We start from the raw sequence: 23,344 nt of genomic DNA on the forward strand, positions 1-23,344 counted from the left end.
AAGCAAGCACGTTGAGACTTTTGAGCTGCCAGTCATCGCAATGACTGACCAATATCTGTAAAGAGGGAATGTGATGTCTTGGGATTTGATTGGCATGTTGGCGCTCGTAGCTTTTTGCGCCGGATTTTTCGATGCGATTGCTGGTGGCGGTGGATTGATAACCTTGCCTGCCTTGTTTTTGGCCGGCATAGATCCCATCAGTGCGATCGCCACGAACAAATTTCAAGCGGCGTCGGCGACGGTATCGGCAACGGTTACCTTTGCTCGCAAGGGGATGATCGAGTGGCGGGAAGGTCGTTTCCTGATGCTCTGCGGATTCCTCGGAGGAGCCAGTGGTGCTTTGTTTGTAAGCTCCATTGATAAGCGCTACCTGGAAATCTGTGTGCCCATCATGCTGATTCTGGTCGCCATTTATTTTGCTTTTTCTCCAAAACTTGCAAATGAAGATCGACGAAAGAGAATCAGCGTTCTGGTGTTCTCTTTTACAGTGGCGCCTATCCTGGGTTTTTACGATGGCATCTTTGGCCCAGGTGTAGGCTCGTTCTTTATTGTCGGGTTTGTTCTGCTTGGCGGCTTGGGCATGATGCGAGCCATGAGTTTTACCAAGCTCGCCAACGCCTCATGCAATCTGGGTTCCTTGTCGGTGTTCATCACCAAAGGGGTCATCATCTGGCCGATCGCGATAGCCATGGCAATAGCCGCCTTTATGGGTGCGCAACTGGGTGCACGGGCCGCTGTGCGAGTCGGTCCAAGGCTAATAAAACCTATGTTGATCGTGGTGTGCTGCGCGTTAGCCATCAAGCTTCTGAGCGTGGAAAGTAACCCTTTGCGTGTTGCAGTCATCCACTCCTTGGCTTCGCTATGATCAACCTGTCGGCATTAACCGAAACTTTCGAGTGAGCTCGCGGCCAGTCTGCGGACACCCAATACCGAAAACCCTGAATCGCAAGATTCAGGGGTTTTTTATGCCCGCGATTTAATGGCGCCGCGCAAAAGCCGTCATCCCTAACTATTACCATTGCCCTTCCAGTGGAAGACCAGATTGCGTGCAGCACCTTTGCCGACGTCGGCGGTATCACGCAGCACTTCACCATTGCGCGTCGCGACAACGGTGTACTTGCCAGCAGGTAGCTGAACGTAAACCAGAGGGCCGGTCTGACTCAGGGTCAGCACGGTTTGCCCCGGGGCGCTCTGAATGACCACATCTACGTCGGAAACATATTTATTCGCAGGCCCGGTGGAAAAGGTCATGTGCAGGTTGTAGCCCGTGGCTTGCTGAATGGTCCTTGACTCATCCTCGCCGATACCGCCGGACAGGTAGTTGATCCCGTTTTGCTGTTGCTGCCGGGCTTGCACGGCTGAACTGTCGATCGGCTCAACGCTGGCCGCCCGCAACATCGCTGGAAACACCAGTAAGCCGGCAACGGTGAGGGGCAGCATCAATTTATGGACGTACCTCATGATGACGACTCCCGGGCTCCACAGAACCCTATCGGTTACACCCTTTTTGATTGCTGACCGAGGATCAGGGTTTTAGATCGATTCGAACTTGAGCTCAGTGCGAATCGGACCAAACACCCGGTACACCCGAATCAGATCCTCCGGCAAGTGACGCACCGCATCGCGCGACCGCGGACTCCAAACCGTTGCACAACGCTAACGTTGAAGTTCATGCTTGGGCTCGTGATCGCCAGGGCTCAGACCCATGAATCTACACAGCGTACCCTCCACGCTCAGACCAGAATCGTCAGCCGTAGAGACGCAAAGCGAGCCCTTCAAGGAGCCTGCCGCCGACGGCTTCATCCTTGGCGGCTTCACCTGGCGACACACCCTCGTGGATGCAATGCGACCGGTCGTCATCATCAACGCCGCCACCTCAGTCCGCTGCCGACACTACTCGCGCTTCGCCGATTACCTGTTCGCCAACGGCTTCGACGCCATCACCTATGACTACCGTGGCATCGGCGAGTCTCGTCCGACATCGCTGAAAGGGCTTCAGGCTTCATGGACCGACTGGGGCGCGCTGGATTTCGAAGCGATACTCAAACGCGCTCAGCGGGAGTTTCCCGACCAACCCATCGACGTGGTCGGCCACAGCTTCGGCGGCTGTGCGGCGGGGCTGGGCGCGTCAGGGCGCGTGATCCGGCGCCTGGTGACCGTCGGCGCACAGTTCGCCTACTGGCGCGACTATGCGCCTGCCCATCGCTGGCGGATGTTCGGCAAGTGGCACCTGCTGATGCCGTTGGTGACGCGGGTGTGCGGCTACTTCCCCGGCAAACGCCTCGGCTGGCTGGAAGACACGCCCGCGGGTGTGGTTAGCGACTGGAGCACGCCCACCGCCCGCTACGAGAGGCGCCCCAGCGGTCGCGCCATCTACGCCAGAAACGGCCGACTGCCCTTCGCCAGCGTCACCGCACAAATCCTGGCCATCAGCCTCAGCGATGATCCCTATGGCACCATTGCCGCCATCGAACGCCTGCTCAGCTACTTCACCGGCAGTACCAACACCCACCTGCGAATCACCCCGGAAGACATCGGCGAAGAAGAAGTCGGACATTTCGCCTTTTTTCGCAGCCCATACCAAGCCACACTATGGCCCATTGCCTTGTCATGGCTGCAAAACGGCGAGCTGACACCCGACACCCCCGGGCGGCGAGTGCCACGCAGCTGAGTGGCCTGCCCTCTCAACGAAATACGGAACGACGCCCATGGCATCCGCGAACAAACAGCATAAACGCGCTACCCGCGCTAAAGCGAAAGCCAAGCAGAACCGCACGCAACGGGCCGCCGCACCGGTCGAGCTGGACCCGAACGACGATCGTATCGACTTTGAATCGGTAGACCTGACCGAACTGTTCAAAAAAATGATCGACGCCGAAAAAACCAGTCAGCAAGCGATGTGCACGGCCTTCCTGGAAGACCCGCTGCTGGAACTGGTGTACGAACAGGAAGGCGAAGAAGGCGCGATGGACTTCATCCTCGCCGCGTTGATCGAGTATCGCCAATGGTCCACCGAGGCGGACGAAGCCGGCGCCCTGGCGTGGATCGAATCACCGGCCTTCCAGGCTGACTACGTGGCGGCGTCCGACGCCATCGCGGCCCAAACCCAACAGAAACCGAACTGAGTTCCCATGGCATCCCTGAACAAGCAACAGAAACGCGCCAAACGCGCCAAGATCAAAGCCAAGCAGATTCGCATGGTCGGCAGAAAACCTGCCGCGCTCGACGATGACCTGGGCGAAATCGGCGCGCCGATTCCGGAATACACCCTGGCGATGTTCAGCAAAATGCGCGAGGCAGAAGCCATCGGCCGCAACGACATGCTGCTGACTCTGCTGTCCAATCTCAGCGAAATCATCAACGACCACCCAGAACTGCTGGACATGGAAAACGCCGAGAACGAAGCCATGGCCGCCACTCACCTGGCCGCCGACATGCTGATCGACTACCGCATGTGGACCGACGGCGTGGATCGTGAGGCCGCCCAGGCCTGGCTCACAGAGCCGCAGTTCATCACCGACTTCGGCAATGCGCTGGACAGCTATCGCGAGTCGCTGGAAGAGCCTGAGGCAAAAGCCGAGTAACCCGCCCCTGAAACCTGCGAAAACAAAAACGACCGCGTGTCATTCCTGACAGCGGCCGTTTTTTTAAAGGTCATCTCCTGTCGAAGAGCTGGCACTACCCTTCATCAGCCTCAATGTATATCCCATTGACATATCCCTGCCGCAGCCTATCCTTTGAGCTCTAAGCGCAGCAAAAGCGGAGGACACCCCAATGGAACAGACCACCCTTTTCATGAGTAATCGAAGCCAGGCTGTCCGCTTGCCCAAAGCAGTGGCAATGCCTGAAGACGTGAAACGCGTCAATGTTGTAGCCATTGGTCGAGCTCGTATCATCACTCCGGCAGATGAAGCCTGGGATAGCTGGTTCGATGGCGATAACGTCACTGCCGATTTCATGGCCGACCGTGAGCAACCGGCCGATCAGGAGCGCGAGTCGTTCTGATGATCAAATACATGCTCGACACCAACATCTGCATTTTCACCATCAAGAACAAACCGCAGGTCGTGCGAGACGCGTTCAATCGCCATCACGGCCAGTTGTGCATCAGCGCAGTCACGCTGATGGAATTGATTTACGGCGCTGAAAAATCAGCGGCACCGGAAAAGAACCTGGCCGTCATCGAGGGCTTTGCGGCTCGTCTTGAAGTCCTTCCCTTCGACTACGAAGCCGCTGCCCACACCGGAATGATCCGCTCGGAACTTGCAAAAGCAGGAACACCAATAGGCCCTTACGATCACATGATTGCGGGTCACGCGCGCTCACAGGGGTTCATTGTGGTGACGAATAATCTTCGGGAGCTTGAGCGTGTTCCCGGATTGCGTGTAGAGGACTGGGTACACCTCGATTGAACCCGACAGTAGAAACAAAAACGGCCGCGTGTCATTCCTGACAGCGGCCGTTTTGCATTACGCGGGGCGAATCAGCTCAACACTACCGCGCCACGCTGTTCCAGTTTGCGACGGCGAGCTACGAACAAACCGGCAGCCACCACCAAAAGGCTCAACAGCCCCGTGGCAAGGATTTCCACACGATGGGCATCCTGAAACAGCATGATGGTCAGGGCCGCCACGATGAATACGATCACCGCGTAGGTCAGGCCCGGGAACAGCCACATGCTGAAGGCGATTTTTTCGCCGCGTGCCATGCGCTGTTTGCGCATGCGCAGCTGCGAAATCGCGATCACCAGGTACACCAACAGCGCAATAGCGCCGGAGCTGGCCAGCAGGAATTCGAACACCGCAGCCGGGGCCACGTAGTTGGCGAATACCGCGAGGAACGCCGCGCAGGTAGACAACATGACGGCCCAGTATGGCGTGCCGCTCTTGTTGGTGCGCTGGGAAACGGCCGGTGCATCACCACGCTTGCCCAGGGAGAACATCATGCGGGATGCGGTGTACAGCGCCGAGTTCAGGCAACTGGTCACAGCGACCAGCACCACGATGTCGACGATCACCTTGGCATTCGGGATGCCCATGCGCTCAAGCACGGTCTGATAGGAACCGACGCTGGCCAGAACCGGGTCGTTCCATGGCACCAGCGCGACAACGATGAAGATCGATACGAGATAGAACAAACCAATCCGCCAGATTACCGAGTTGGTGGCCTTGGAGATTTGCTGGCCCGGGTTCTTCGATTCCGCGGCCGCGATGGTCACGATCTCGGTACCCATGAAGGAAAACATGGTGGTCAGGATGGCGCCCAGTACGGCGCCCATGCCGTTTGGCAAGAAACCCTGGGTGTCGAACAGGTGCGAAACACCGCTGACCTGGCTGCTTGGCAGGAAGCCGAAGATCGCCATAACACCGAGGACAATGAAACCGATGATCGCCAGGACTTTGATCAGAGCGAACCAGAATTCGAACTCACCGTAGTTCTTAACGCTGAACAGGTTGGTCACTGTCAGCAGCAAAGTGATGATCAGGGTAAATGCCCAGATGGCCACGTTTGGGAACCAGGCATGCAGGATAGTCGCGGCGGCGTTGGCCTCCAGCGGGATTACCAGAACCCAGAACCACCAGTAAAGCCAGCCGATGGTGAAACCGGCCCAGTGACCGATGGCGCGATCGGCGTAGGTCGAGAAAGAGCCTGTGTCCGGAGAAGCAACGGCCATTTCGCCAAGCATGCGCATGACCAGCACTACCAGCATACCGGCGGCGGCGTAGGCCAACAGGACGGCCGGGCCGGCGGCGGCGATGGCGTGACCCGAGCCAACGAACAGGCCGGCGCCGATAACCCCGGCGATCGACAGCATAGTCACATGCCGTGGTTTGAGCCCCTGTTCGAGGTCATTGGAGGATTGCGTACTGCTCATTGAAACTACCTTTGTGAGGAATGCGTGCGTGCACGTCCGTCTGACGTTCCTTCTCGTAAAAAGAATCCAACGGGGCGTTCCTTATTCTGCACGCAATAATTGCGCCAAAATGTTTCACGCCGCCGGTTTACGGGGGCTGTACGGCGACTGAGCAGTCATCGCAAGCCATTGAAATTAATGGCACTTTGCCAAAGCGTTACCCTGCCACACACTTCACAAACGAATTCATGCACCAGAAACACACTGAAAAAACGGCTCGCGCACAATAAAAGTGCAGATCGGGAACGTTTGTCCGGTTAGCGCTTCCAACACCCGACCAAAGCTGGCACCATCGCGCCTTTTTTTACGCGACACCCGCGCAGACATGGCTTCAAACGGGGGATGGGTTGTTGATGGCGCGACAGCCTGCTGCGCTGATGCGACAACCGGTCACGCACTGCCCGTCTACGCCCCGTGGGGCTGTTGGCCGCCATTCGACCGCTATGCTAGCGTGGCGTCTCGCCAGGAAAGCCCGGCCAACAGCAGGAGCACAACAGACAGAATGAGGACCGCACATGGCTGAGGCCACGCCCGCGCTTGAAATCCGCAACTTGCACAAACGCTACGGGACGCTTGAGGTGCTCAAAGGCGTCTCGCTGACCGCACGCGACGGCGATGTGATCTCGATCCTGGGTTCCTCCGGCTCCGGCAAGTCCACTTTCCTACGCTGCATCAACCTGCTCGAAAACCCGCATCAGGGCCAGATTCTGGTGGCCGGCGAAGAACTCAAGCTCAAGCCTGCGAAAAACGGCGAACTGGTCGCCGCCGACGGCAAGCAGATCAATCGCCTGCGCAGCGAAATCGGTTTTGTGTTTCAAAACTTTAACCTGTGGCCGCACATGAGCGTGCTCGACAACATCATCGAAGCACCGCGCCGCGTGCTCGGGCAAAGCAAGCGCGATGCCATCGAAGTGGCGGAAGCCTTGCTGGCCAAGGTCGGCATCACCGACAAACGTCACGCCTACCCTGCAGAACTTTCCGGCGGCCAGCAACAACGCGCCGCCATCGCCCGCACCCTGGCGATGCAACCCAAAGTCATTCTGTTTGACGAGCCGACTTCAGCGCTTGACCCGGAAATGGTTCAGGAAGTACTAAACGTGATCCGCGCCCTGGCCGAAGAAGGTCGCACCATGCTGTTGGTCACTCACGAAATGGGCTTCGCCCGTCAGGTGTCCAGTGAGGTGGTGTTCCTTCACCAGGGGCTCATCGAAGAGCAAGGATCGCCACAGCAGGTGTTCGAAAACCCGCTTTCGGCGCGCTGCAAACAATTCATGTCCAGCAACCGCTAACGGAGCTACCTACATGCAGACTTATAAAAAACTCCTCCTGGCCGCGGCCGCCACACTGGTGTTTTCGGCCAACGCGATGGCCGCCGAAAAGCTGAAAATGGGCATCGAAGCGGCTTACCCGCCGTTCAACAATAAAGATGCCAGCGGCCAGGTGGTCGGCTTCGACAAAGACATCGGCGACGCCCTGTGCGCCAAGATGCGGGTCGAATGCGAAGTCGTCACCTCTGACTGGGACGGCATCATTCCGGCACTGAACGCCAAGAAGTTCGATTTCCTGGTCTCCTCGCTGTCGATCACTGACGAGCGCAAGCAGGCCGTTGACTTTACCGACCCGTACTACTCGAACAAGCTGCAGTTCATCGCGCCGAAAAACGTCGACCTCAAAACCGACAAGGCCTCGCTCAAAGGCAAGATCATCGGCACTCAGCGCGCCACTCTGGCCGGTACCTGGCTTGAGGACAATTACGGCGACGACGTCACCATCAAGCTGTATGACACTCAGGAAAACGCCTACCTGGACCTGACCTCCGGTCGTGTCGATGCGATCCTCGCCGACAAATACGCCAACTACGATTGGCTGAAAAGCGACGCGGGCAAAAGCTACGAGTTCAAAGGCGAACCGGTTGTATCCAGCGACAAAATCGGCATTGCCGTGCGCAAGGGTCAGGACGAACTGCGTAACAAGTTGAATGCCGCGCTGAAAGAAATCGTCGCTGATGGCACCTACAAAAAGATCAACGACAAGTACTTCCCGTTCAGCATCTATTGATTCTGACTGGCCTGACCGGCGCCGTTCTCTGACGGTGCGCCGGTCCTTGGCAAAGCCTGCCGCGATTTGAAAAGAAATCCATGACTATCGATCTCTACGGATTCGGCCCGGCGCTCGCCGCTGGCGCGCTGATGACCGTCAAACTGGCTCTCTCGGCGTTGTGCCTGGGGCTGGTGCTCGGTCTGCTCGGTGCCTTGGCCAAGACTTCCCCGTACAAGCCGTTGCAATGGCTTGGCGGCACTTACTCGACCCTGGTTCGCGGTATCCCGGAATTGCTCTGGGTGCTGTTGATCTACTTCGGCACGGTCAACCTGATGCGTGCCTTGGGCGAGTTTTTCGGCAACCCCGATCTCGCGCTCAATGCCTTCGCCGCTGGCGTGATCGCCCTGGGCCTGTGCTTCGGCGCCTACGCCACGGAAGTCTTCCGCGGTGCGATTCTGGCAATCCCCAAAGGTCACCGTGAAGCCGGTGTTGCGCTGGGTCTTTCGAAGTTCCGGATCTTCACCAGGCTGATCCTGCCGCAGATGTGGCGCATCGCCCTGCCGGGCCTGGGCAACCTGTTCATGATCCTGATGAAGGATACCGCGCTGGTGTCGGTGATCGGTCTGGAAGAAATCATGCGTCACGCCCAAAACGGCGTCACCATGACCAAGCAGCCGTTCACCTTCTACATGGCCGCAGCCTTCATGTACCTGGGCCTGACGATTCTGGCCATGACCGGCATGCACCTGCTGGAAAAACGCGCCGCTCGCGGCTTCGCAAGGAGCACGCAATGAACTGGGAAGTCATCATCAAGTGGCTGCCGAAACTGGCGCAGGGCGCGACCCTGACCCTGGAACTGGTGGCCATCGCCGTCGTCCTCGGCTTGCTGCTGGCGATTCCGCTGGGCATCGCCCGCTCGTCACGTCTGTGGTACGTGCGCGCACTGCCTTACGCGTACATTTTCTTCTTCCGCGGTACACCGTTGCTGGTGCAACTGTTCCTGGTCTATTACGGCCTGGCGCAGTTCGATGCCGTCCGCGCGAGCGCGATGTGGCCGTACCTGCGCGATCCGTTCTGGTGCGCCACCGCCACCATGACCCTGCACACCGCCGCCTACATCGCCGAGATCCTGCGCGGGGCGATCCAGGCCATCCCGAAGGGCGAGATCGAAGCTGCTCGCGCGTTGGGCATGTCGCGCCCCACGGCGCTGTTCTACATCATCCTGCCGCGTGCCGCGCGCATCGGCCTGCCGGCCTACAGCAACGAAGTGATCCTGATGCTCAAGGCCAGCGCCCTGGCCAGCACGGTGACCTTGCTCGAACTGACTGGCATGGCTCGCACCATCATTGCCCGGACCTACCTGCCGGTGGAGATCTTCTTCGCGGCCGGCATGTTCTACCTGTTGATGGCCTACATCCTGGTGCGTGGCTTCAAGCTGCTGGAGCGCTGGTTGCGCGTCGATGCCTGCCAGGGACGTTGATCGGCCGGTGCTGACGGGCGAGCAACTGCTCGCCCGCTTCAAGGCGCTGGACGGGTTCCTGACTGAGCACCAGGCGCTCTGGCGACCGCGACCGTTTACCCATCGGCAATTGCCGTGGGAAGCGGTCTATCCAGAACTGGCGAATTGGCTACGTCAGCGTTCGCTGGAAGACGCGGAAAACAGCCACAACCATCCTGAACAACTTCTGGCACCCGCGCCTTTTCCAGGACTGGCGGTGCAGGCCATTGCCCTCAGCACTGTAGGCGACCTTCCCGTTCATCCGACCGAGCCTTCGAGCCGACGGCTGAATGTCGACGTGCCCGGGCGCAAATGGCAGCAAATCGAAGCCTTCGCCGGTTGCCTGCAATTTTCCGCAAAACCCCGGCACTGGCTGGACTGGTGCTCGGGCAAAGGTCATTTGGGACGACGCCTGCTGCAAGTCGGCCAACAACTGACCTGTCTGGAGTACGACCCGGCGCTGATCGCCAGCGGTCAGGCGCTGAGCCAACACCATCACCTCGCGGTCAATCATCTTCAACAAGACGTGATGGCAGCCGATGTGGCGGTGCGTCTGAGCGCCGATCAGACACCGGTCGCCCTGCATGCCTGCGGCGATTTGCATGTACGACTGATGCAACTGGCCAGCGCGGCCGGCTGTAACCAACTGGCCATTGCGCCCTGCTGTTACAACCGCATCAGCGCTCGCCAGTACCAACCACTGTCCGGCGCGGCTAAAGGCTCCGGCCTACAGCTTTCCCTCGACGATCTGGCGCTGCCGCTGAGCGAAACCGTCACCGCCGGTGCCCGCGTCCGACGCCAGCGCGATACATCGATGGCCCGCCGCCTGGCCTTCGACCTGTTGCAACGGCAACTGCGCGGCTGCGACGACTACCTGCCAGCGCCATCGCTGCCCAGCGCCTGGCTGGATAAATCCTTCGCCGATTACTGCCGAGACCTGGCCGCGCTGAAAGACTTATCCACAGTCGGCGAGCAGGACTGGTCAGCGCTGGAAGCCGCTGGTTGGGAACGTCTGGCCCAGGTGCGCAATCTGGAGCTGCTGCGCGGCGTGTTCCGGCGCCCGCTGGAGCTGTGGTTGGTGCTCGACCGAGCGCTGTTTCTCGAAGAACAGGGTTATTCGGTTCGCTTGGGATTATTCTGCGAAACCCCACTGACACCGCGTAATTTGATGCTGCTCGCCGAACGTCGACAACCCCTCCATTTCGATCAGCAGCCTGTGGATAAGTCTGTTGATGAAACTTGCCAGAAGCCTTTGGATCCATGGCTTTTAGGCCATTAAAGCTGTTGGTCATTTTTTGTTCATATTGAAAAAAATACGAAAAAACAGCCAGTTGCGATTTATTGAGAACTGCTTCGCAAAATAAGCCGTAAACGCGGCGAAACAGTTTCCCGCTGTGCATAAGCATTAATCCGAAAGGTCATAACCAACCTCCGTAGCTTGAACTATCGTTGCCAGGCGTCAGAACTCTCTGGCACTCAGGACAGCAAGGAGCTGGGACACAATGACCCCATTGAAAAGTGCACAGGAAGCAGTCACTACCGTCGCCAACCAGGCCATTCTTGCGGCCATGCAAAAAACCTTCGCCGTCGGCGGGGCCATCATCAACAACGCCACCGGCGAAGTCATCGCCGCACTTCACAACAACGTGTTAATGCCTTTTCCGGGGAGCGGCACCACCTACTTCCTGCCCCATGACCCGACCGCCCATGGCGAGCGGCAACTGGTGGACTGGTACTACGAAAAAGCGGCATCGCTGAAGCTTCCGCCGCCTGATCAACTGACCATCGTGACCACCCTGGACCCTTGCGCCATGTGCGCCGGCGCTCTGCTCACTGCCGGATTCAACGTCGCCGTGAGTGCGATCGATGACTACGCGGGGGTCAACTACAACAGCCAGTTCACCTTCCCGTCGTTGCCACCGCACATTCGTCAGCAAGCGCAAAAAACCTGGGCCTATTACGCGGTCGCCGCGCCTGTCAGCCGCGCTTATCAAGGCTCAATGAGCCCGGTGTTTGGCGGCCAGACCATCGACTCGGCGGCGTACTACCTCACCAGCTCGATCTTCTCTGCCAGCGTCAACACCGTGCGTGAGGCGAGCAACAACAGCGGTCTTGAACCTTCGAAACTGAAAAACCCGGCCACGCTGCCGGCGAACAGTCCGGTACGCCAGGCATTGACCCAATTGAGTCCGTACGCCTTGACGGTCACCTCCAGCAACCCGCGTGACCCTGGTGCGGAGCTGGCGCCGCCCCTGCTGAAAACAGCTCAGCAAGCCAATGTGTTCAACTCTGTGGCCTTGCTTGATCCCTTTGGCAACCTGCTGGTATGCCTGGGCGGCGTGGAAAACCAGTCGCCGATTCGCACGGCATTCATGGAAACCACCCGCAGCTACGCGGTCATGCGCTGGACCCTGATGAACGACCCGGATCCGGCGGTACGTGCCCAGGCCGAGCAGTACCTGACGCACCCAAAGTACGGCACCTTCGTGTTCCTCTACGCGCCAGACCCAACCACTCCCCAAGCGGTGATGACCCTAGGCGCATATGGCTCGACGATGGAAGGCCAGGTGCCGCAAAGCTACCCGTCGAACCTGCAATACGTGTTGCTGCCAGGAAACACCACGGCCCAAGCGCTGTCGCAGCTGGCCCAGAACCTGCCGCCGTTCTATACCCAGAGCGTGCAGGTGGCGCCCGCCCAAGTCCTGAGCCAGGCCTTGATCAACGCCGTCAAGAGCGGCGTGTAACCGGCTGACGCCATCCGCAAGACCAGGCCCGTCAAGCACTCGGCGGGCCTGCCACTCACACCCGTATTTGTCTGCTATGCCAGCACACTTTCTGATTGAAGATCGCTACACTCCGGAACCTGGCACGCTGCGACAAGCAACGCGCGCGCCCATTTCCCAGGTAATTCGAGCTATCAGGAAGAGACCGTGACGTTCATTTCTTATGCACAAAATTTCGAAGACATCCGGTTGTGGCGCGTACTGAAAAACATCGAGAACGGCTTTTACATCGACATCGGTGCCAATGACCCAAGCCACGACTCCGTGACCCGGGCGTTCTACGACCACGGCTGGACCGGCATCAACGTCGAGCCGGTGCAGGTTTATTACGACGCCCTGTGCCAGCAACGCCCCAAAGACATCAACCTGCAATGCGTCGCTGGCGAAACCGCTGAAGCCCTGACGTTCTACGGCATCGCCAACACCGGCTTGTCGACCCTCGACCCCGCCATCGCCCAGCAGCACAAAGACGCCGGCATGACCGTACAGACCCAGACCGTCACCTCGCGCACCCTCGCTTCGATCTGCGAAGAACACGTCAAAGGCCCGATCCACTTCCTGAAAATCGACGTCGAAGGCCACGAAGAAACCGTCCTGCGCGGCATGGACTTCGCCCAGTGGCGGCCGTGGATCATCCTCATCGAAACCCCGTGGAGCCGCGACCAGACCTGGGAAAAAATCGTCACCGACGCCGGGTATCACCCGGTCGTGTTCGACGGTATCAACACCTTCTACCTGGCCGAAGAACACCTGAACCTCAAACCCGCGTTCGACATCCCGCCGTGCAACCTGGATGAATTCCAGTTCTGCCAAGGCCACACGTTCAGCCACCCTGTTTCAGACCTCGAACACGCCCTTGACGCTGAGCGCCAACGCGCCGACCGCGCCGAGGCCGAGCTGCACGCATTGCGCAACAGCCGCTCGTGGCGGGCGATTCAAACACTCAAGAAAGTGCTGGTGCGGGCCTGACGCATCAGACCTCAAATCGGGCGGAGACAACACCATGACTCTCGACACCTTGATCCTGCACTGGCGATCAGAAGTCTCGAACAAGAAAAAACCGGGAAGCCGCATAGGGCTGATCAGCAATATCGCCAGAAGAATCAGAAGGAACAACACCCTCAGGTATTTGTTCTGGTTCAGGCTCGCCCAGTACCTGAACAGCGGAAATGCTTTCGCACGGCTCTATGCCAAGCGCATGGAGAGAAAAATCAACCTCAAGTACGGGGTCGATATCAGTATAGATGCCGACATAGGGCCCGGTTTCCGCATCAGCCACCTGCCTGGGGTTGTCATCACGGGCTACGTTAAAATCGGTCGAAATTTCTTCATTCGCCAAAATACAACGATCGGCATAAAGACCATGGGGCTGGACGAGTACAACCTGGTGATTGGCGACAACGTCAGCGTCGGGGCGAACAGTTGCATCATCGCCGACAGCCTCTCAATCGGTGACAACGTCACGATTGGGGCCATGTCATTCGTCAACAAAAGCCTCCCGGCGGGCAGCACTTTTTACAACGCGCGATAACCGTAGGCTGATCGAAATCAGCCACGGAGCGCTCAAGCACACACAAGGGCGCGAACCTTGTCAGAGACCTGCTGAAAAATAGTCAGTAATCAGGGGTTTACAGAACCCCGCCAATCGCTATAATCGTCGCCCAACACGCCGGTATAGCTCAGTTGGTAGAGCAACTGACTTGTAATCAGTAGGTCCCGGGTTCGACTCCTGGTGCCGGCACCATATAGAACAACGACTTAGGCTCACCTTGCGGTGGGCCTTCTTCGTTTTCGGCCTCCCCGTTTTGAAATTTTCCCCGTTCGTTCCCCGTTTCTATTTCCCGGTCTTGCACATCAGCTCAATCCGCCGGCGGCGACTGTCGGGCAAGACGGCGGTGATCTCGTACAGCTTCACGCCTTCCCGTATGCGCCAGCTCGACACCAGGTCAGCACGATAGCGCAGGGTGATCTTATAAATGGTCTGGGCCTGGGGCGCCTGGGCGGCCATGAACTCCTTGCCGCTGACACTCTCGATATCGACCCATTCCCGGCTGACCTCTACCCAGGTGCGGATAAAGCCGCCCAGCTTGTCCCGAACATCTACCGGTTTCTCAATCGACACCGGGTAGCGCAGTTTCCCGGCCTGCATCACACCACACTCATCGAGCGGTACGGCGCCAGTAGTAGCGTGTACGCGGTGCCCTCAGTCAGCGTCCGGTCGCCCTGGCGTTCCCGGTTCTCGAACAGATCGCCCACCAGCAGCAGGACAGCGGCCTTGATTGGGGCGGGCATAGGGTCGGGCAAGTCATCGCCTAGGTACATGCTGATATGCCCCTCGGCGGCGAGGATCAGCGACGTGATGTAGTCGTCTTCAAAGTCTTGATCGACGCGCAGGTGCAGCTTTGCTTCGTCCAGGGTCACGGTGGTCATACGAAAAATACCTCGGTGTCGCTATCAAAGGGAGTCTCAGCCACCAGCGAGGCACCGAACGCCATTGCCAGTGCTTGCAGACCGTCAATGCGGCCAGTGCGGCGGCTCTTGTCCAGTTTGCGGTTGCCGCTTGGGTCTTTCACTGCCACGGCGTTGGCGGCACACAGGGTCAGGACTGGGTGCCCACCGTGGGCAATCCGGCCATTCAGCAGCTCACCTTCCAGGGCATCGAGGGCAGGTGCCATATCTCGGAAGCCCTGGCCGTGTGGCACCAGTGGCAGTTCAAGGCCCAGGCGTTCCAGTTCCTTTTTCAGCACGTCGATGCGCCAGCGGTCATAGGCGATTGCAGCCACGTCGCAGTCGCTCAGTATCTCGGCCAGATCGAGGGCGACGGCTTCCAGGTCCACGGTGGCGCCTGGCGTGGTGCGGATGAATCCTTGTCGAGCCCACACGTCATAGGAGGCGCGGTCTTTGCGGGAGCGGTCGAATATCCCCTGCTCAGGCGTCCAGAAGTACGGGCGAACCTGCCACACGCCACCGGCCTTGCCGATCAGCACCAGGGCTGTCAGGTCAGTTCGGGCGGACAAGTCGAGACCGGCGTAAACCAGTCCCTCGAAAGGTTCCGGCTCGGCGTCACACAAGGCCCACACGTCCGGGCTGATGAATGGGCTATCCAGACTCACACGCTGGTTGAGCAGCAGGTTGCGGGCGCTGTTGCTCATGCTCGGCATCCGTTCGGCCTGTTGCATCTGCTCGCGTAGGTCAGTCTCGGAACGGAACAGGCCCAGTGCCGGGTTGGCTGCTTTCCACGCTTCCTCGTCCATCAGGTCGCAGCCCTCGGCGCCAGCGTAGAGCCGACACACGATGCGCGGGTCTTTGCTGCGCAGGGCGTCGTCGATCCACTGACTCAACAGGTCGGCGTCGTTGGCGGCCTGGGTACTGATGGCGATCAGCAGCGGCGCTTCGTGGGCACCCTGGCTGGTGGTGATGGCGTCAACGAAGTCAGACTGTGACCCGCGTATCTGGCCGATCTCATCCAGGATAGCCAGCACTGGCGACAGGCCGTGTGCCGTCTTACCATCGGCGGCGAGGGCGCGAAACTCGGTGTTCAGGTTCAGCCCCAGCAGACGTTTGCCGCTGGGCACGATGCGAACGATCTTCGTTAGGGCGGGCGACAGTTGCACCATCTTACTGGCCAGGTTGAATACCAGGGCGGCTTGGTCGCGGCTCATGGCACCCGATACGAGCTGGCTATTCTGCTTGGCCTCGGGGCCGACCAGGTGCGCCAGCAGCAGACCGGCAATCAAGCCCGACTTACCGTTCTTGCGTGCTACGGAAAGGATGGCCCGCCGTGTGCCCGCTGGGTTGTCGTACACGTCGCGCAGGAACTGGCGTTGGAACTCTGCCAGCAGCATAGGCTTGCCCACGTCCGCCCCTTCGGGAGTGACACAGAAGCGCTCGATAAAGGCGATGATCTTTTCAGCGCGGGTCACTGGAGCGTCTCCAAGGTTGGGATCAAGTCATCGTCAATGTGTTGTCGCGCTCCCCGCTCCAGGGCGGCGCCCTTGTGAATGTCCTGTGCCTTGCCCACGGTGGCGATGGTGGCGACCATCAGTTGTCGGCCAGTCGCCAGGGCACGGCGGGTCATCTTATCCAGCAGGTCACACGCGGGATTGATCTTGCCCTCCACCAGCATTCCGTCGCGCTCGATACCTTCCTGCAGGATTTCCATATCGGCATACGCCCGGGCGAGGTTCCCGGCCAGCACCAGGTCGGCGTCGGTCCAGGTATCCCGTGGGCGAGCGGTCACAATGGCATTCCAGAAAGGCCGGTCGCAGTCGCGCAGCCGAACGTGAGCAGGCGGCTGGAGCGGGCCAAGCGCAACGGCCTGGCTGGCGGCTACAGCGGCCTTGGCACTGTCGGAGCGGGTACGGCGGTCGGTCGTTTTCATGGGTTTTCAGGCAGTTAGCGTTTAAAGAGCAGGGAGGGGGCGGTCCTATCAACGGCGGTTGCTGGTGATCTTTTGGCCGTGTTCCAGTGGTGGTTCGGATCGAGCGGGAATCCGTTCACGTCATGGCCTCGGGTCGTGCTCTTGCCCATGTCTTGAGCAGTCTTGACCGAGTGACACGAATGGCACATACCGGCAAGATTCACTCGTCTGTTGTCATCACCATCGTTGTTGATGTGGTCCACGTCAGTGCTGGCTACATACAGCCCACGGGCCAGGCACCAGCGGCACAGCGGCTCTTCTGCCAGGACACACGCACGTAGGCTCTGCCACGCTGCGCTATTGAGTGGGACTACCCTGGCCTTCGGTTTGTATTTGCTCATTCTTTCTCTCCTTTGCCCTTGCCTTCATTGCCTCCAGTGGGGTTGGTGCTTCCTTGAGGCGGGGCGGCAGGGTCTTTAGGCGGGGTCTCTTTGTCATCGTCGATACCTTCAATGGTTGGCAGGTTCTCAATACGGCGGGCCTCACTCTTGAGCATCCACCCGGTGCTGATTGCGCTCTCATAGAACTGGGCACGGTTGAGGCTGTCACCACGCAACAGCCCCTCCACGTTGAACTCCACAAAGAACGCCGGGCTGGTCAGGCACACACGGTTGATGGCCTGCTCCCATGCCACCAGGTGGCGGCGCAATGTGTGGGTGACGAAGTACCGGCCCAGCTCCACGGCGTTGGAGTAGTTCGCCTCGCGCAGATCACCAATCAGCACAGGCGGTACACGGAACAGGCGGGCCACTTCCTCAACAGACAGGCGGCGGGCCTCGATCCACTCCGCATCCTCCAAGGTCATCGAGACAGTTTTGAAGGTGGCACCCTGGGGTAGCACTCCGGTCTTGCCGTGGTTGGCCACCGACGAATAGCCCTCAGACCACGACTCGCGAATCTCCCTGGCCTGTACCTTGGTGGTGCCGGGTTGGGTCTCAATCACCCCCGACAGCTTGGTGCCCTGCTCGAACATCTTGGCCCCGTGGGTACGCTCGGCCAGTGCAAGGCCCACCGTCTCCCTGGCGACCTGAATAGGCGAGCGACCGAGGATTCCATCATCGCTGTGATAGCGCAGGTGCAAGACTTCATCAGCCAGCAGGCGCTTGGTCCGGCCTTCCTTGTTGGTGGTCTCATAGAGCAATGCCCCGGTGCTGGTGCGCAGGATCGACACGCCGTCAGGGTGCAGGGGCAGAAGGGCTTCCACTCGGCCAGCAGACGACCAAACAATCTCGGCGTAGGCGTTACCGCGCAGCAGGACATGACGCTGCATCTGCTCCCGGAACTCCAGGGCGGTCTGGTAGTGGTTGGGCGCATCATGCAGCAGGCGATACAGCGGGTGGGTCTTGGCCTTCTCCCGTCCGTCCTCGGTGTTGCGGTACACGTCGAGCGGCAGGCTACCCACGGTTTCGCTGATGGCTGCTACAGCGGCATACACAGCACTGATTGACTCGGCGCTGTTCACGTTGACCGTCACGCCCGCCACGTTTTGGGCAGTGGCGAAACGGTCGTAATAGGTGTCAAAAGCGGGTGTGTTGTTGCGGGTTTCAAGCCTCCGGCCACGTCGCTTTTTCATCGGATGCACTCCAGAATCTCCAAATACCGGCGAGCGTTCGCCAGGGCGTGCATGGGCTTGCGGCTACGCACCGATACGGTGGTGGTCAGATAGACGGGATTGGCGGTAATGGTGATTTCGTGCAGATCGACGGATTGCAAACTCCGCTGCTCGCCTTCCCATTGCTCAGTGACCGACACAAAGCCAAATGAGCATCCGTCCAGGTCGCCACGCTTGACCAGTTCGGCCACGTCGCGGCCCAGGGTGGTGTCTGGCAGGTCCAGCTCAAAGGCCAGGCCCACGTCATCCTCTTTAAGGCGCAGGGTGCCCGCTCCGACACGGCCCAATAGGGCTGAATCGTCATGCTCGTAAATAGCTCGGATACTGGCGGCGGCAGGTCCTGCAAGGGAGCGCGTGAACGCCCCCGGCTGGATGACCTCAGTGAACCCACCAATGGCAGCAGGTTCACCGAAGCGGGCGGCGTAACCGTGCAGCGTCCGGCCCTTTTGCGCGATGCTGAAGGTACGCCGTTCCATGATTAAGCCCCGGTCGCTACGACGAAGCCTTGCGGGTGACGCACGGCGGTATCGACGGTTGCCATAGCGCGGACCTGCACACCGCCACGGCTGTAGGCCGGTTCAGCGAATGGGTTCACCAGAATGTCTACCTCGGACCAGACGCCCAGCAGCACTTGGGAGAAGTCGCCCAGGATCAGCTTTTTCTCGGGTACGTTCTTGCTGGTGGTCAGTGGCAGGTCAGCCAGGGTGCCGCCTTGGTACAGGAAGCCGCTACCGGAGCCCACGACCTTTTCAGTACCAGCCAACAGGGTGCGGATGGTCGAGGTGGTCAGCCAGCGACCGTTGGCGATTTCCACGTCATCGAGCTTCTGGAGCATCGCCAGCACTTCAAGCCAGGTGTCCGGCATATCGGCGGTTTGGATGCCCAGGGTGTTCAGGATGCCGCGTGGCTCACCAGCAGCACCGGAGCCGTTGATAATGGCGCGGTCGATTTGCTTGGCGATCAGGAACGACAGATCTTCACGCACCAACTGCTCGATACCGGGCGACGATTGCTGCAAGAGCTGGCGGGACATTTCAGTCTTGCCGCCAACGTGCTTGGGTGTGAGGGTCACGCCGTCGAAAGACATTTGGCCCTCGGGCACCGGCTGACCTTCGGTGATCCAACCTGTTTCCAGGCCGCTACCGAACTTCGGAATGGACACGTTGCCCGCCAGGCCGGACAAAACACGAACGCCCAGCGCACGAGCCACCAGGCTTTCGCGCAGCGGGCCAATGTAGTCTTGGGCGCGATGGTCAGTGCCGATCAATTCAGGCGCGGTCACGGTAGTGTTGGCGCGCTTCTCCAGGCTCTTGAACGGCACGAAACAGCCTTCGGCTTTGCGACCACTGCGCTTCTCGGCTTCCTTGGCATATTCACCTTCGGCGCCGTCCAGGCTACGGCCTTCCATCTGTGCTTTCAGAACCTTGACCACGGACACCGAACCGGCCAAGCGGTCGAAGTCAGCAGAAGGGTTGCCCGATACCGGCTCACCAGCAGAACGACGCTCAAGGTCGCCCAGGTATTCGGCACGTTCGACTTGAGCGGCCAGGGTGCGTTCCTCAACCTTGAGGGCATCGAACTGTTTAATTTCTTCGGCAGACAGGTCGCGGCTCTCCGCTGCGGCTTTGTCCACCAATGCTTTCATGCTGGCGACTTTGGTGGATCGCTGCTCACGAAGGGCGTTGAGTTTCATAGTTAACCTACAAATAGAAAAACTATCAGGAATTGACAGTCGGTAGCCATTATCTATCACTTAATGGCTATCGAATCAATAATCCTGATAGTTAAATACTATTTAAAGGTTGCACGTTATTGAATGTCAGCATCCGGCCAGCGCCAACGAACCTCGGCCAATGCTTCCTCCCGTGTCATCGGTTCACCCACCATCACACACAACGGCTTGCCATGACGCATGACCTGCCAGTGCAAACTTCGGGCGATACCGTCATTCGCTGACAGTTCCGCCAGCAGCTCCAAACGATGCTTACGGACGTACTGTCGAATGTCGTCGGTGATCTTGTCGGTCGGGGAAACACGAACTCGATTCCCCTTCTTTGTCGCGGACAATCCTCTCGCTTTCAAGTAGTCGATGGCGGCCATTTATATGTCCTCCCCATCGTCTTCTGCCGGAAGGGGTGGATTTTTCTCTACACCTCTACACCCCTTGTATTCCGTGGCCTGTAGCGTATTTTCGACCTCTACACCCTTGCCCTGTGTAGAGGCTTTTTCTACGCTGAAAGCCTTGTGTTCCGTGGCTTGTAGAGGTGTAGAGGTTTTTTGAGGGGTAGACGGGGAAAGGTAACGTGACCAGACCTCTACGAAGTCGGAACGCTCGTAACCCATCTTCCCTGAGTCGTACCCAATGCGTACCTGTTTCGAACTAATTTCGAACTCGGCAAGTTTCTTTTTAAGCTGGCTTTGGGTGATGGGTTTTCCCCGGTTCCAGGTTGCCCAAGGGGCTTCATCATCCGCCACCAATTCTTCTAAAAGCTGGGAGCTGAAAATCTTGCTCGCACGCTTCTGATCGAACACCTCCTTGATGCCAGCCAAAAGTTCTACGCCAGTGGTGGGCGTTTCCTCCTCAAGCCCATGAAGCGATATCGCGGCCTTTCGAGCCATCACCGGCCAATCACCATCGGCAACACCAGCGATTGCGAGCAACGGTTCCCAGCAGTCGTTTGCGCGGTCGTTCAGCCCTTCAATGATGGCTGGTCGAGCCGCGCCAACAATCAGTGCGTTGTCATCAGCAAAGCGAGCAATACGGCTACGCAAACGTGCCCACACAGCTTCATCGGAATGACGAAGGTGGGCAGTGGTTTCGCCTGGCTTCTTGCGCCTCAGTCGAAGCGGGACGCTTCTGTCTGCCAAGGTGTCGGCAATCTTGCCAATACCACACAGCGCCTTTGCCCCCCAGACCTGAAACTTGGTCGGCGTGTGATCGTCACCCACGCAACGAATGACGAATGCGGAATCACGGGTAAAGCCAGCATTCAGAATGCCCCGCGCTTCCTCGTTGTCGCGCATGAAGGCGTCCACCTCATCTATAAGCAGGGTGGGCGACCACAACTCAATGGAGCGGAACAGCGCCGCCGTGGCAATGTCACTGGCCTGTAGCGGTCGATACGCCAGCTTGCCCAGGGTTGAAAGCATCACTGTCTTACCGCAACGCTTCTCCGGTGCAGTGATGTGGGCGATGGGAGCCACCTGCACAACGTCTGTCAGCCAGGTGAACACAACCCACAGCGCTGCGGCCCGGATCGTCTCCTTGTCGGCAATGACGTATTGCCCCATCGCCGACACAATGTCATCGAGCAGGTCAGCGCCATCTACAGACTCGGACCAGATTTCGACCTCGGTAAAGAAGCCGTCACTGGCCGACTCCTTCCCCTCGTGAACTGGGGCTGTGAGACGGTCCAGGTCCGCCATCGACAACACCTTGGTTTCCTTCACTTGCTGGCGAATGCGCGCCCAGGCTGCCGGGTCTTTATCGCGTGTGCGTTTCAGTTCATCGAGAATGTCCGGCGCATAAAGCGCGCCAGCATCTTTACTCAACTGCTTGATGGCCTCGGCTATCTTGTCGGTGGCTTCCCACTCTTTCGAGTGATCTTGCTTCTGCGGAATAGTCATTTGACCCCCAGGCGCTGCTTGGCCAACTCGAAACGCTGCAGATCGTCACCGGCCAACTTCCCCTGATCGAGCAGCGATTGGCCGATCCGGTACACCGTCTGCTCGAAGTCCAGCGCCTTTTTACTTGGCCCGACACGCTTACCCTTGTCACCGGGGAACAGGTCGCGAAGCTCCAGACCGATAGCCGTAACAATGTCTCTGGCGTTACAGCCAGCCCAGCACTTCAACAGAACTGTGCCGTCCGAAGTTTCGGTAATAGTCAGACTCGGGTTCTTGTCGTCATGCGCCGGGCAGCAGGCTTTCCACTTGTTCGGGCCAGTAGATTTAACCTTGTCCAAGCAACTAAGAACTTTTTCCAGACAAGCCGATCCCGGCAACGCGACTTGGCGTTGTTGATTAACTGTCATGGTTAGTTCCTCAGTTCGAGTTTATCGAGCTGGCTATTCAGACTCTCAACTTCACAATCAAGAAAATTGTGATAATCGCCTGCCAAATATTTAGCGACAGCGGCAAGTTGTTCTGCGTGATGATTGTGCCCCTTCTCAAATGAACTACTGATTGCATAGGTCAAAGAGTCAAACCACCGCATATATTCGCGTGCGACTTGCAGTTGATCGATAGCATCATTGGCGATGGTGGTAACAGTTGGTTGAGTAGTCATTACTTGGCCCCCTTCAACATCGCTTCATAGAAACGGGCGCGGGCCATCTCGGCGTTGTACCGTTCGTGGCGAACTTTCAGGCTGGACTTGGTGTTGAGCTGGGCAATGGCACGGGCGCGGTGACGCTCGATCTTGTGCTGAATGTCGGACGGACTGAGGGCGAAGATATTCATGGGTGTAGCTCCTATTGCTGAGGAACTACCGGCATCATTTGGCGTTGATGGGCGGTAGTGCTGTGCAGGTCGCCAAAACCGGGGCAAAAGGAACCCGGTGCACACGAATGTGCCCCACACAGCACCACCATAAATCGAGGGCGAAAAAAAACTCCGCGCTGATAGGTGGGAGCTTTGTGCTCCAGTTGCATTCGGGTTTGGCGTCCCGGTCACTGAATTTGCAGTGACCAGCCGACGATACATGCTGAAACGTGGCGAGACAATAGCCTTGTCGCCAGATTGATAGATGGTCATGGGGTTAGCCCTCCTGGCAAGACAGGAAAGCGTCTACTGGTTCAGGGTCCCAACGAACGGAACGACCGAACCGAATAGGCTCAGGGAAGCCGGGAGTCTTGGACCAGCGCCACCAGGTAGAGCGGCTGACTTGGTACTTGGCGCAAAGCTGGGCAGCGGTAGCCCGTGCGCCACGTACAGGAAGGTTAGGTGCATCAGTGTTGCTGTCGGCAATTTGAGCCATGGTCGATCTCTCCAAAAACTGGAAAAACCGAAGGGATTGACGTGTAAATCGTCGGAAATTGAACCACTGCATGTGCAACCAGTGTTGCGCAATAGTTCT

The 23,344-nt window shown here is 58.7% G+C and carries 29 protein-coding genes and 1 tRNA gene; 15 read left to right on the top strand and 15 right to left on the bottom strand.

Annotation, left to right across the window (positions count from 1 at the left end; all coding sequences use genetic code 11):
- The first annotated feature begins 73 nt into the window (after window positions 1-73).
- Complete coding sequence (locus tag BLL42_RS12575) at window positions 74-865, top strand: TSUP family transporter (RefSeq protein ID WP_071552383.1); 792 nt, start codon at window positions 74-76, stop codon at window positions 863-865.
- Between the two features lie 140 nt (window positions 866-1,005).
- On the opposite strand, the gene BLL42_RS12580 is transcribed toward BLL42_RS12575, so the two are convergent.
- A complete protein-coding gene (locus tag BLL42_RS12580; protein ID WP_071552384.1) occupies window positions 1,006-1,461 on the bottom strand; it encodes a hypothetical protein in 456 nt (151 codons plus the stop codon).
- Between the two features lie 244 nt (window positions 1,462-1,705).
- Here BLL42_RS12580 and BLL42_RS12585 point away from each other — a divergent pair, with 244 nt between their 5' ends.
- The 5 genes from BLL42_RS12585 (at window position 1,706) to vapC (ending at window position 4,412) form a co-directional block, all read left to right on the top strand.
- On the top strand, window positions 1,706-2,671 hold the full coding sequence (locus tag BLL42_RS12585; RefSeq protein ID WP_071552385.1) for an alpha/beta hydrolase family protein: 966 nt from the start codon (window positions 1,706-1,708) through the stop codon (window positions 2,669-2,671).
- A gap of 37 nt (window positions 2,672-2,708) precedes the next feature.
- The gene (locus BLL42_RS12590) at window positions 2,709-3,125 is read left to right on the top strand and encodes a hypothetical protein (protein WP_071552386.1); all 417 of its coding nucleotides are present in this window, start codon (window positions 2,709-2,711) and stop codon (window positions 3,123-3,125) included.
- A gap of 6 nt (window positions 3,126-3,131) precedes the next feature.
- Entirely contained in the window at window positions 3,132-3,584 is a 453-nt protein-coding gene (locus BLL42_RS12595; RefSeq protein WP_071552387.1) for a hypothetical protein, read from the top strand.
- Between the two features lie 190 nt (window positions 3,585-3,774).
- Window positions 3,775-4,005 (top strand): type II toxin-antitoxin system VapB family antitoxin, encoded by a 231-nt coding sequence (gene vapB / locus BLL42_RS12600; protein WP_054595147.1) that lies wholly within the window; start codon window positions 3,775-3,777, stop codon window positions 4,003-4,005.
- Window positions 4,005-4,412 carry a type II toxin-antitoxin system tRNA(fMet)-specific endonuclease VapC gene (gene vapC, locus BLL42_RS12605; RefSeq protein ID WP_071552388.1) on the top strand — a complete coding sequence of 136 codons (408 nt, stop codon included), beginning with the start codon at window positions 4,005-4,007 and terminating at the stop codon, window positions 4,410-4,412. Before vapB ends, vapC begins: the two co-directional genes overlap by 1 nt.
- A 71-nt stretch (window positions 4,413-4,483) precedes the next feature.
- On the opposite strand, the gene gabP is transcribed toward vapC, so the two are convergent.
- Window positions 4,484-5,875, bottom strand: a complete 1,392-nt coding sequence (gabP, locus tag BLL42_RS12610) for a GABA permease (protein WP_071552389.1) — start codon at window positions 5,873-5,875, stop codon at window positions 4,484-4,486.
- A gap of 554 nt (window positions 5,876-6,429) precedes the next feature.
- Here gabP and BLL42_RS12615 point away from each other — a divergent pair.
- The 9 genes from BLL42_RS12615 (at window position 6,430) to BLL42_RS12655 (ending at window position 13,979) form a co-directional block, all read left to right on the top strand.
- Window positions 6,430-7,203, top strand: a complete 774-nt coding sequence (locus tag BLL42_RS12615) for an ABC transporter ATP-binding protein (RefSeq protein ID WP_071552390.1) — start codon at window positions 6,430-6,432, stop codon at window positions 7,201-7,203.
- A gap of 13 nt (window positions 7,204-7,216) precedes the next feature.
- A complete protein-coding gene (locus BLL42_RS12620; protein WP_071552391.1) occupies window positions 7,217-7,972 on the top strand; it encodes an ABC transporter substrate-binding protein in 756 nt (251 codons plus the stop codon).
- Window positions 7,973-8,052: 80 nt separating this feature from the next.
- Entirely contained in the window at window positions 8,053-8,748 is a 696-nt protein-coding gene (locus tag BLL42_RS12625) for an ABC transporter permease (protein ID WP_071552392.1), read from the top strand.
- Entirely contained in the window at window positions 8,745-9,434 is a 690-nt protein-coding gene (locus tag BLL42_RS12630; protein ID WP_071552393.1) for an ABC transporter permease, read from the top strand. The genes BLL42_RS12625 and BLL42_RS12630 overlap by 4 nt, the downstream gene beginning before the upstream one ends.
- Window positions 9,415-10,731, top strand: coding sequence for a methyltransferase (locus BLL42_RS12635; RefSeq protein ID WP_236721984.1), 1,317 nt, complete (start codon window positions 9,415-9,417; stop codon window positions 10,729-10,731). Before BLL42_RS12630 ends, BLL42_RS12635 begins: the two co-directional genes overlap by 20 nt.
- 223 nt (window positions 10,732-10,954) lie before the next feature.
- Window positions 10,955-12,196: a nucleoside deaminase gene (locus BLL42_RS12640; RefSeq protein WP_071552394.1), complete on the top strand. Its 1,242-nt coding sequence runs from the start codon at window positions 10,955-10,957 to the stop codon at window positions 12,194-12,196.
- Between the two features lie 186 nt (window positions 12,197-12,382).
- Window positions 12,383-13,204, top strand: coding sequence for an FkbM family methyltransferase (locus tag BLL42_RS12645; protein ID WP_071552395.1), 822 nt, complete (start codon window positions 12,383-12,385; stop codon window positions 13,202-13,204).
- 34 nt (window positions 13,205-13,238) lie between these two features.
- Complete coding sequence (locus BLL42_RS12650; RefSeq protein ID WP_071552396.1) at window positions 13,239-13,766, top strand: serine acetyltransferase; 528 nt, start codon at window positions 13,239-13,241, stop codon at window positions 13,764-13,766.
- A 137-nt stretch (window positions 13,767-13,903) separates the two neighbouring features.
- Window positions 13,904-13,979, top strand: a tRNA-Thr gene (locus BLL42_RS12655).
- Window positions 13,980-14,069: 90 nt separating this feature from the next.
- Here the strand turns inward: BLL42_RS12655 and BLL42_RS12660 are convergent.
- The 13 genes from BLL42_RS12660 to BLL42_RS30040 form a co-directional block, all read right to left on the bottom strand.
- Entirely contained in the window at window positions 14,070-14,384 is a 315-nt protein-coding gene (locus BLL42_RS12660; protein ID WP_071552397.1) for a phage head closure protein, read from the bottom strand.
- Window positions 14,384-14,665 carry a head-tail connector protein gene (locus BLL42_RS12665; protein WP_071552398.1) on the bottom strand — a complete coding sequence of 94 codons (282 nt, stop codon included), beginning with the start codon at window positions 14,663-14,665 and terminating at the stop codon, window positions 14,384-14,386. The genes BLL42_RS12660 and BLL42_RS12665 overlap by 1 nt, the downstream gene beginning before the upstream one ends.
- Entirely contained in the window at window positions 14,662-16,158 is a 1,497-nt protein-coding gene (locus BLL42_RS12670) for a terminase large subunit (RefSeq protein WP_071552399.1), read from the bottom strand. Before BLL42_RS12670 ends, BLL42_RS12665 begins: the two co-directional genes overlap by 4 nt.
- Complete coding sequence (locus BLL42_RS12675) at window positions 16,155-16,616, bottom strand: phage terminase small subunit, hendrixvirinae-type (protein ID WP_071552400.1); 462 nt, start codon at window positions 16,614-16,616, stop codon at window positions 16,155-16,157. Before BLL42_RS12675 ends, BLL42_RS12670 begins: the two co-directional genes overlap by 4 nt.
- Before the next feature lie 14 nt (window positions 16,617-16,630).
- Window positions 16,631-16,996, bottom strand: a complete 366-nt coding sequence (locus tag BLL42_RS12680; RefSeq protein WP_071552401.1) for an HNH endonuclease — start codon at window positions 16,994-16,996, stop codon at window positions 16,631-16,633.
- Window positions 16,993-18,228 carry a phage portal protein gene (locus BLL42_RS12685; RefSeq protein WP_071552402.1) on the bottom strand — a complete coding sequence of 412 codons (1,236 nt, stop codon included), beginning with the start codon at window positions 18,226-18,228 and terminating at the stop codon, window positions 16,993-16,995. Before BLL42_RS12685 ends, BLL42_RS12680 begins: the two co-directional genes overlap by 4 nt.
- Entirely contained in the window at window positions 18,225-18,743 is a 519-nt protein-coding gene (locus BLL42_RS12690; RefSeq protein ID WP_071552403.1) for an HK97 family phage prohead protease, read from the bottom strand. The genes BLL42_RS12685 and BLL42_RS12690 overlap by 4 nt, the downstream gene beginning before the upstream one ends.
- Window positions 18,744-18,745: 2 nt before the next feature.
- The gene (locus BLL42_RS12695; RefSeq protein ID WP_071552404.1) at window positions 18,746-19,960 is read right to left on the bottom strand and encodes a phage major capsid protein; all 1,215 of its coding nucleotides are present in this window, start codon (window positions 19,958-19,960) and stop codon (window positions 18,746-18,748) included.
- A 116-nt stretch (window positions 19,961-20,076) separates the two neighbouring features.
- Window positions 20,077-20,367 (bottom strand): hypothetical protein, encoded by a 291-nt coding sequence (locus BLL42_RS12700; protein WP_071552405.1) that lies wholly within the window; start codon window positions 20,365-20,367, stop codon window positions 20,077-20,079.
- Window positions 20,368-21,894 carry a DUF3631 domain-containing protein gene (locus tag BLL42_RS12705; protein WP_071552406.1) on the bottom strand — a complete coding sequence of 509 codons (1,527 nt, stop codon included), beginning with the start codon at window positions 21,892-21,894 and terminating at the stop codon, window positions 20,368-20,370.
- Window positions 21,891-22,301 carry a virulence-associated protein E gene (locus tag BLL42_RS12710; RefSeq protein ID WP_071552407.1) on the bottom strand — a complete coding sequence of 137 codons (411 nt, stop codon included), beginning with the start codon at window positions 22,299-22,301 and terminating at the stop codon, window positions 21,891-21,893. Before BLL42_RS12710 ends, BLL42_RS12705 begins: the two co-directional genes overlap by 4 nt.
- Before the next feature lie 2 nt (window positions 22,302-22,303).
- A complete protein-coding gene (locus BLL42_RS12715; RefSeq protein WP_071552408.1) occupies window positions 22,304-22,555 on the bottom strand; it encodes a hypothetical protein in 252 nt (83 codons plus the stop codon).
- Window positions 22,555-22,728 carry a hypothetical protein gene (locus tag BLL42_RS30040; protein WP_161492346.1) on the bottom strand — a complete coding sequence of 58 codons (174 nt, stop codon included), beginning with the start codon at window positions 22,726-22,728 and terminating at the stop codon, window positions 22,555-22,557. Before BLL42_RS30040 ends, BLL42_RS12715 begins: the two co-directional genes overlap by 1 nt.
- Window positions 22,729-23,344 lie beyond the last annotated feature (616 nt).

It is taken from the genome of Pseudomonas frederiksbergensis (genome assembly GCF_001874645.1).
Classification (GTDB): Bacteria; Pseudomonadota; Gammaproteobacteria; order Pseudomonadales; family Pseudomonadaceae; genus Aquipseudomonas; species Aquipseudomonas frederiksbergensis_B.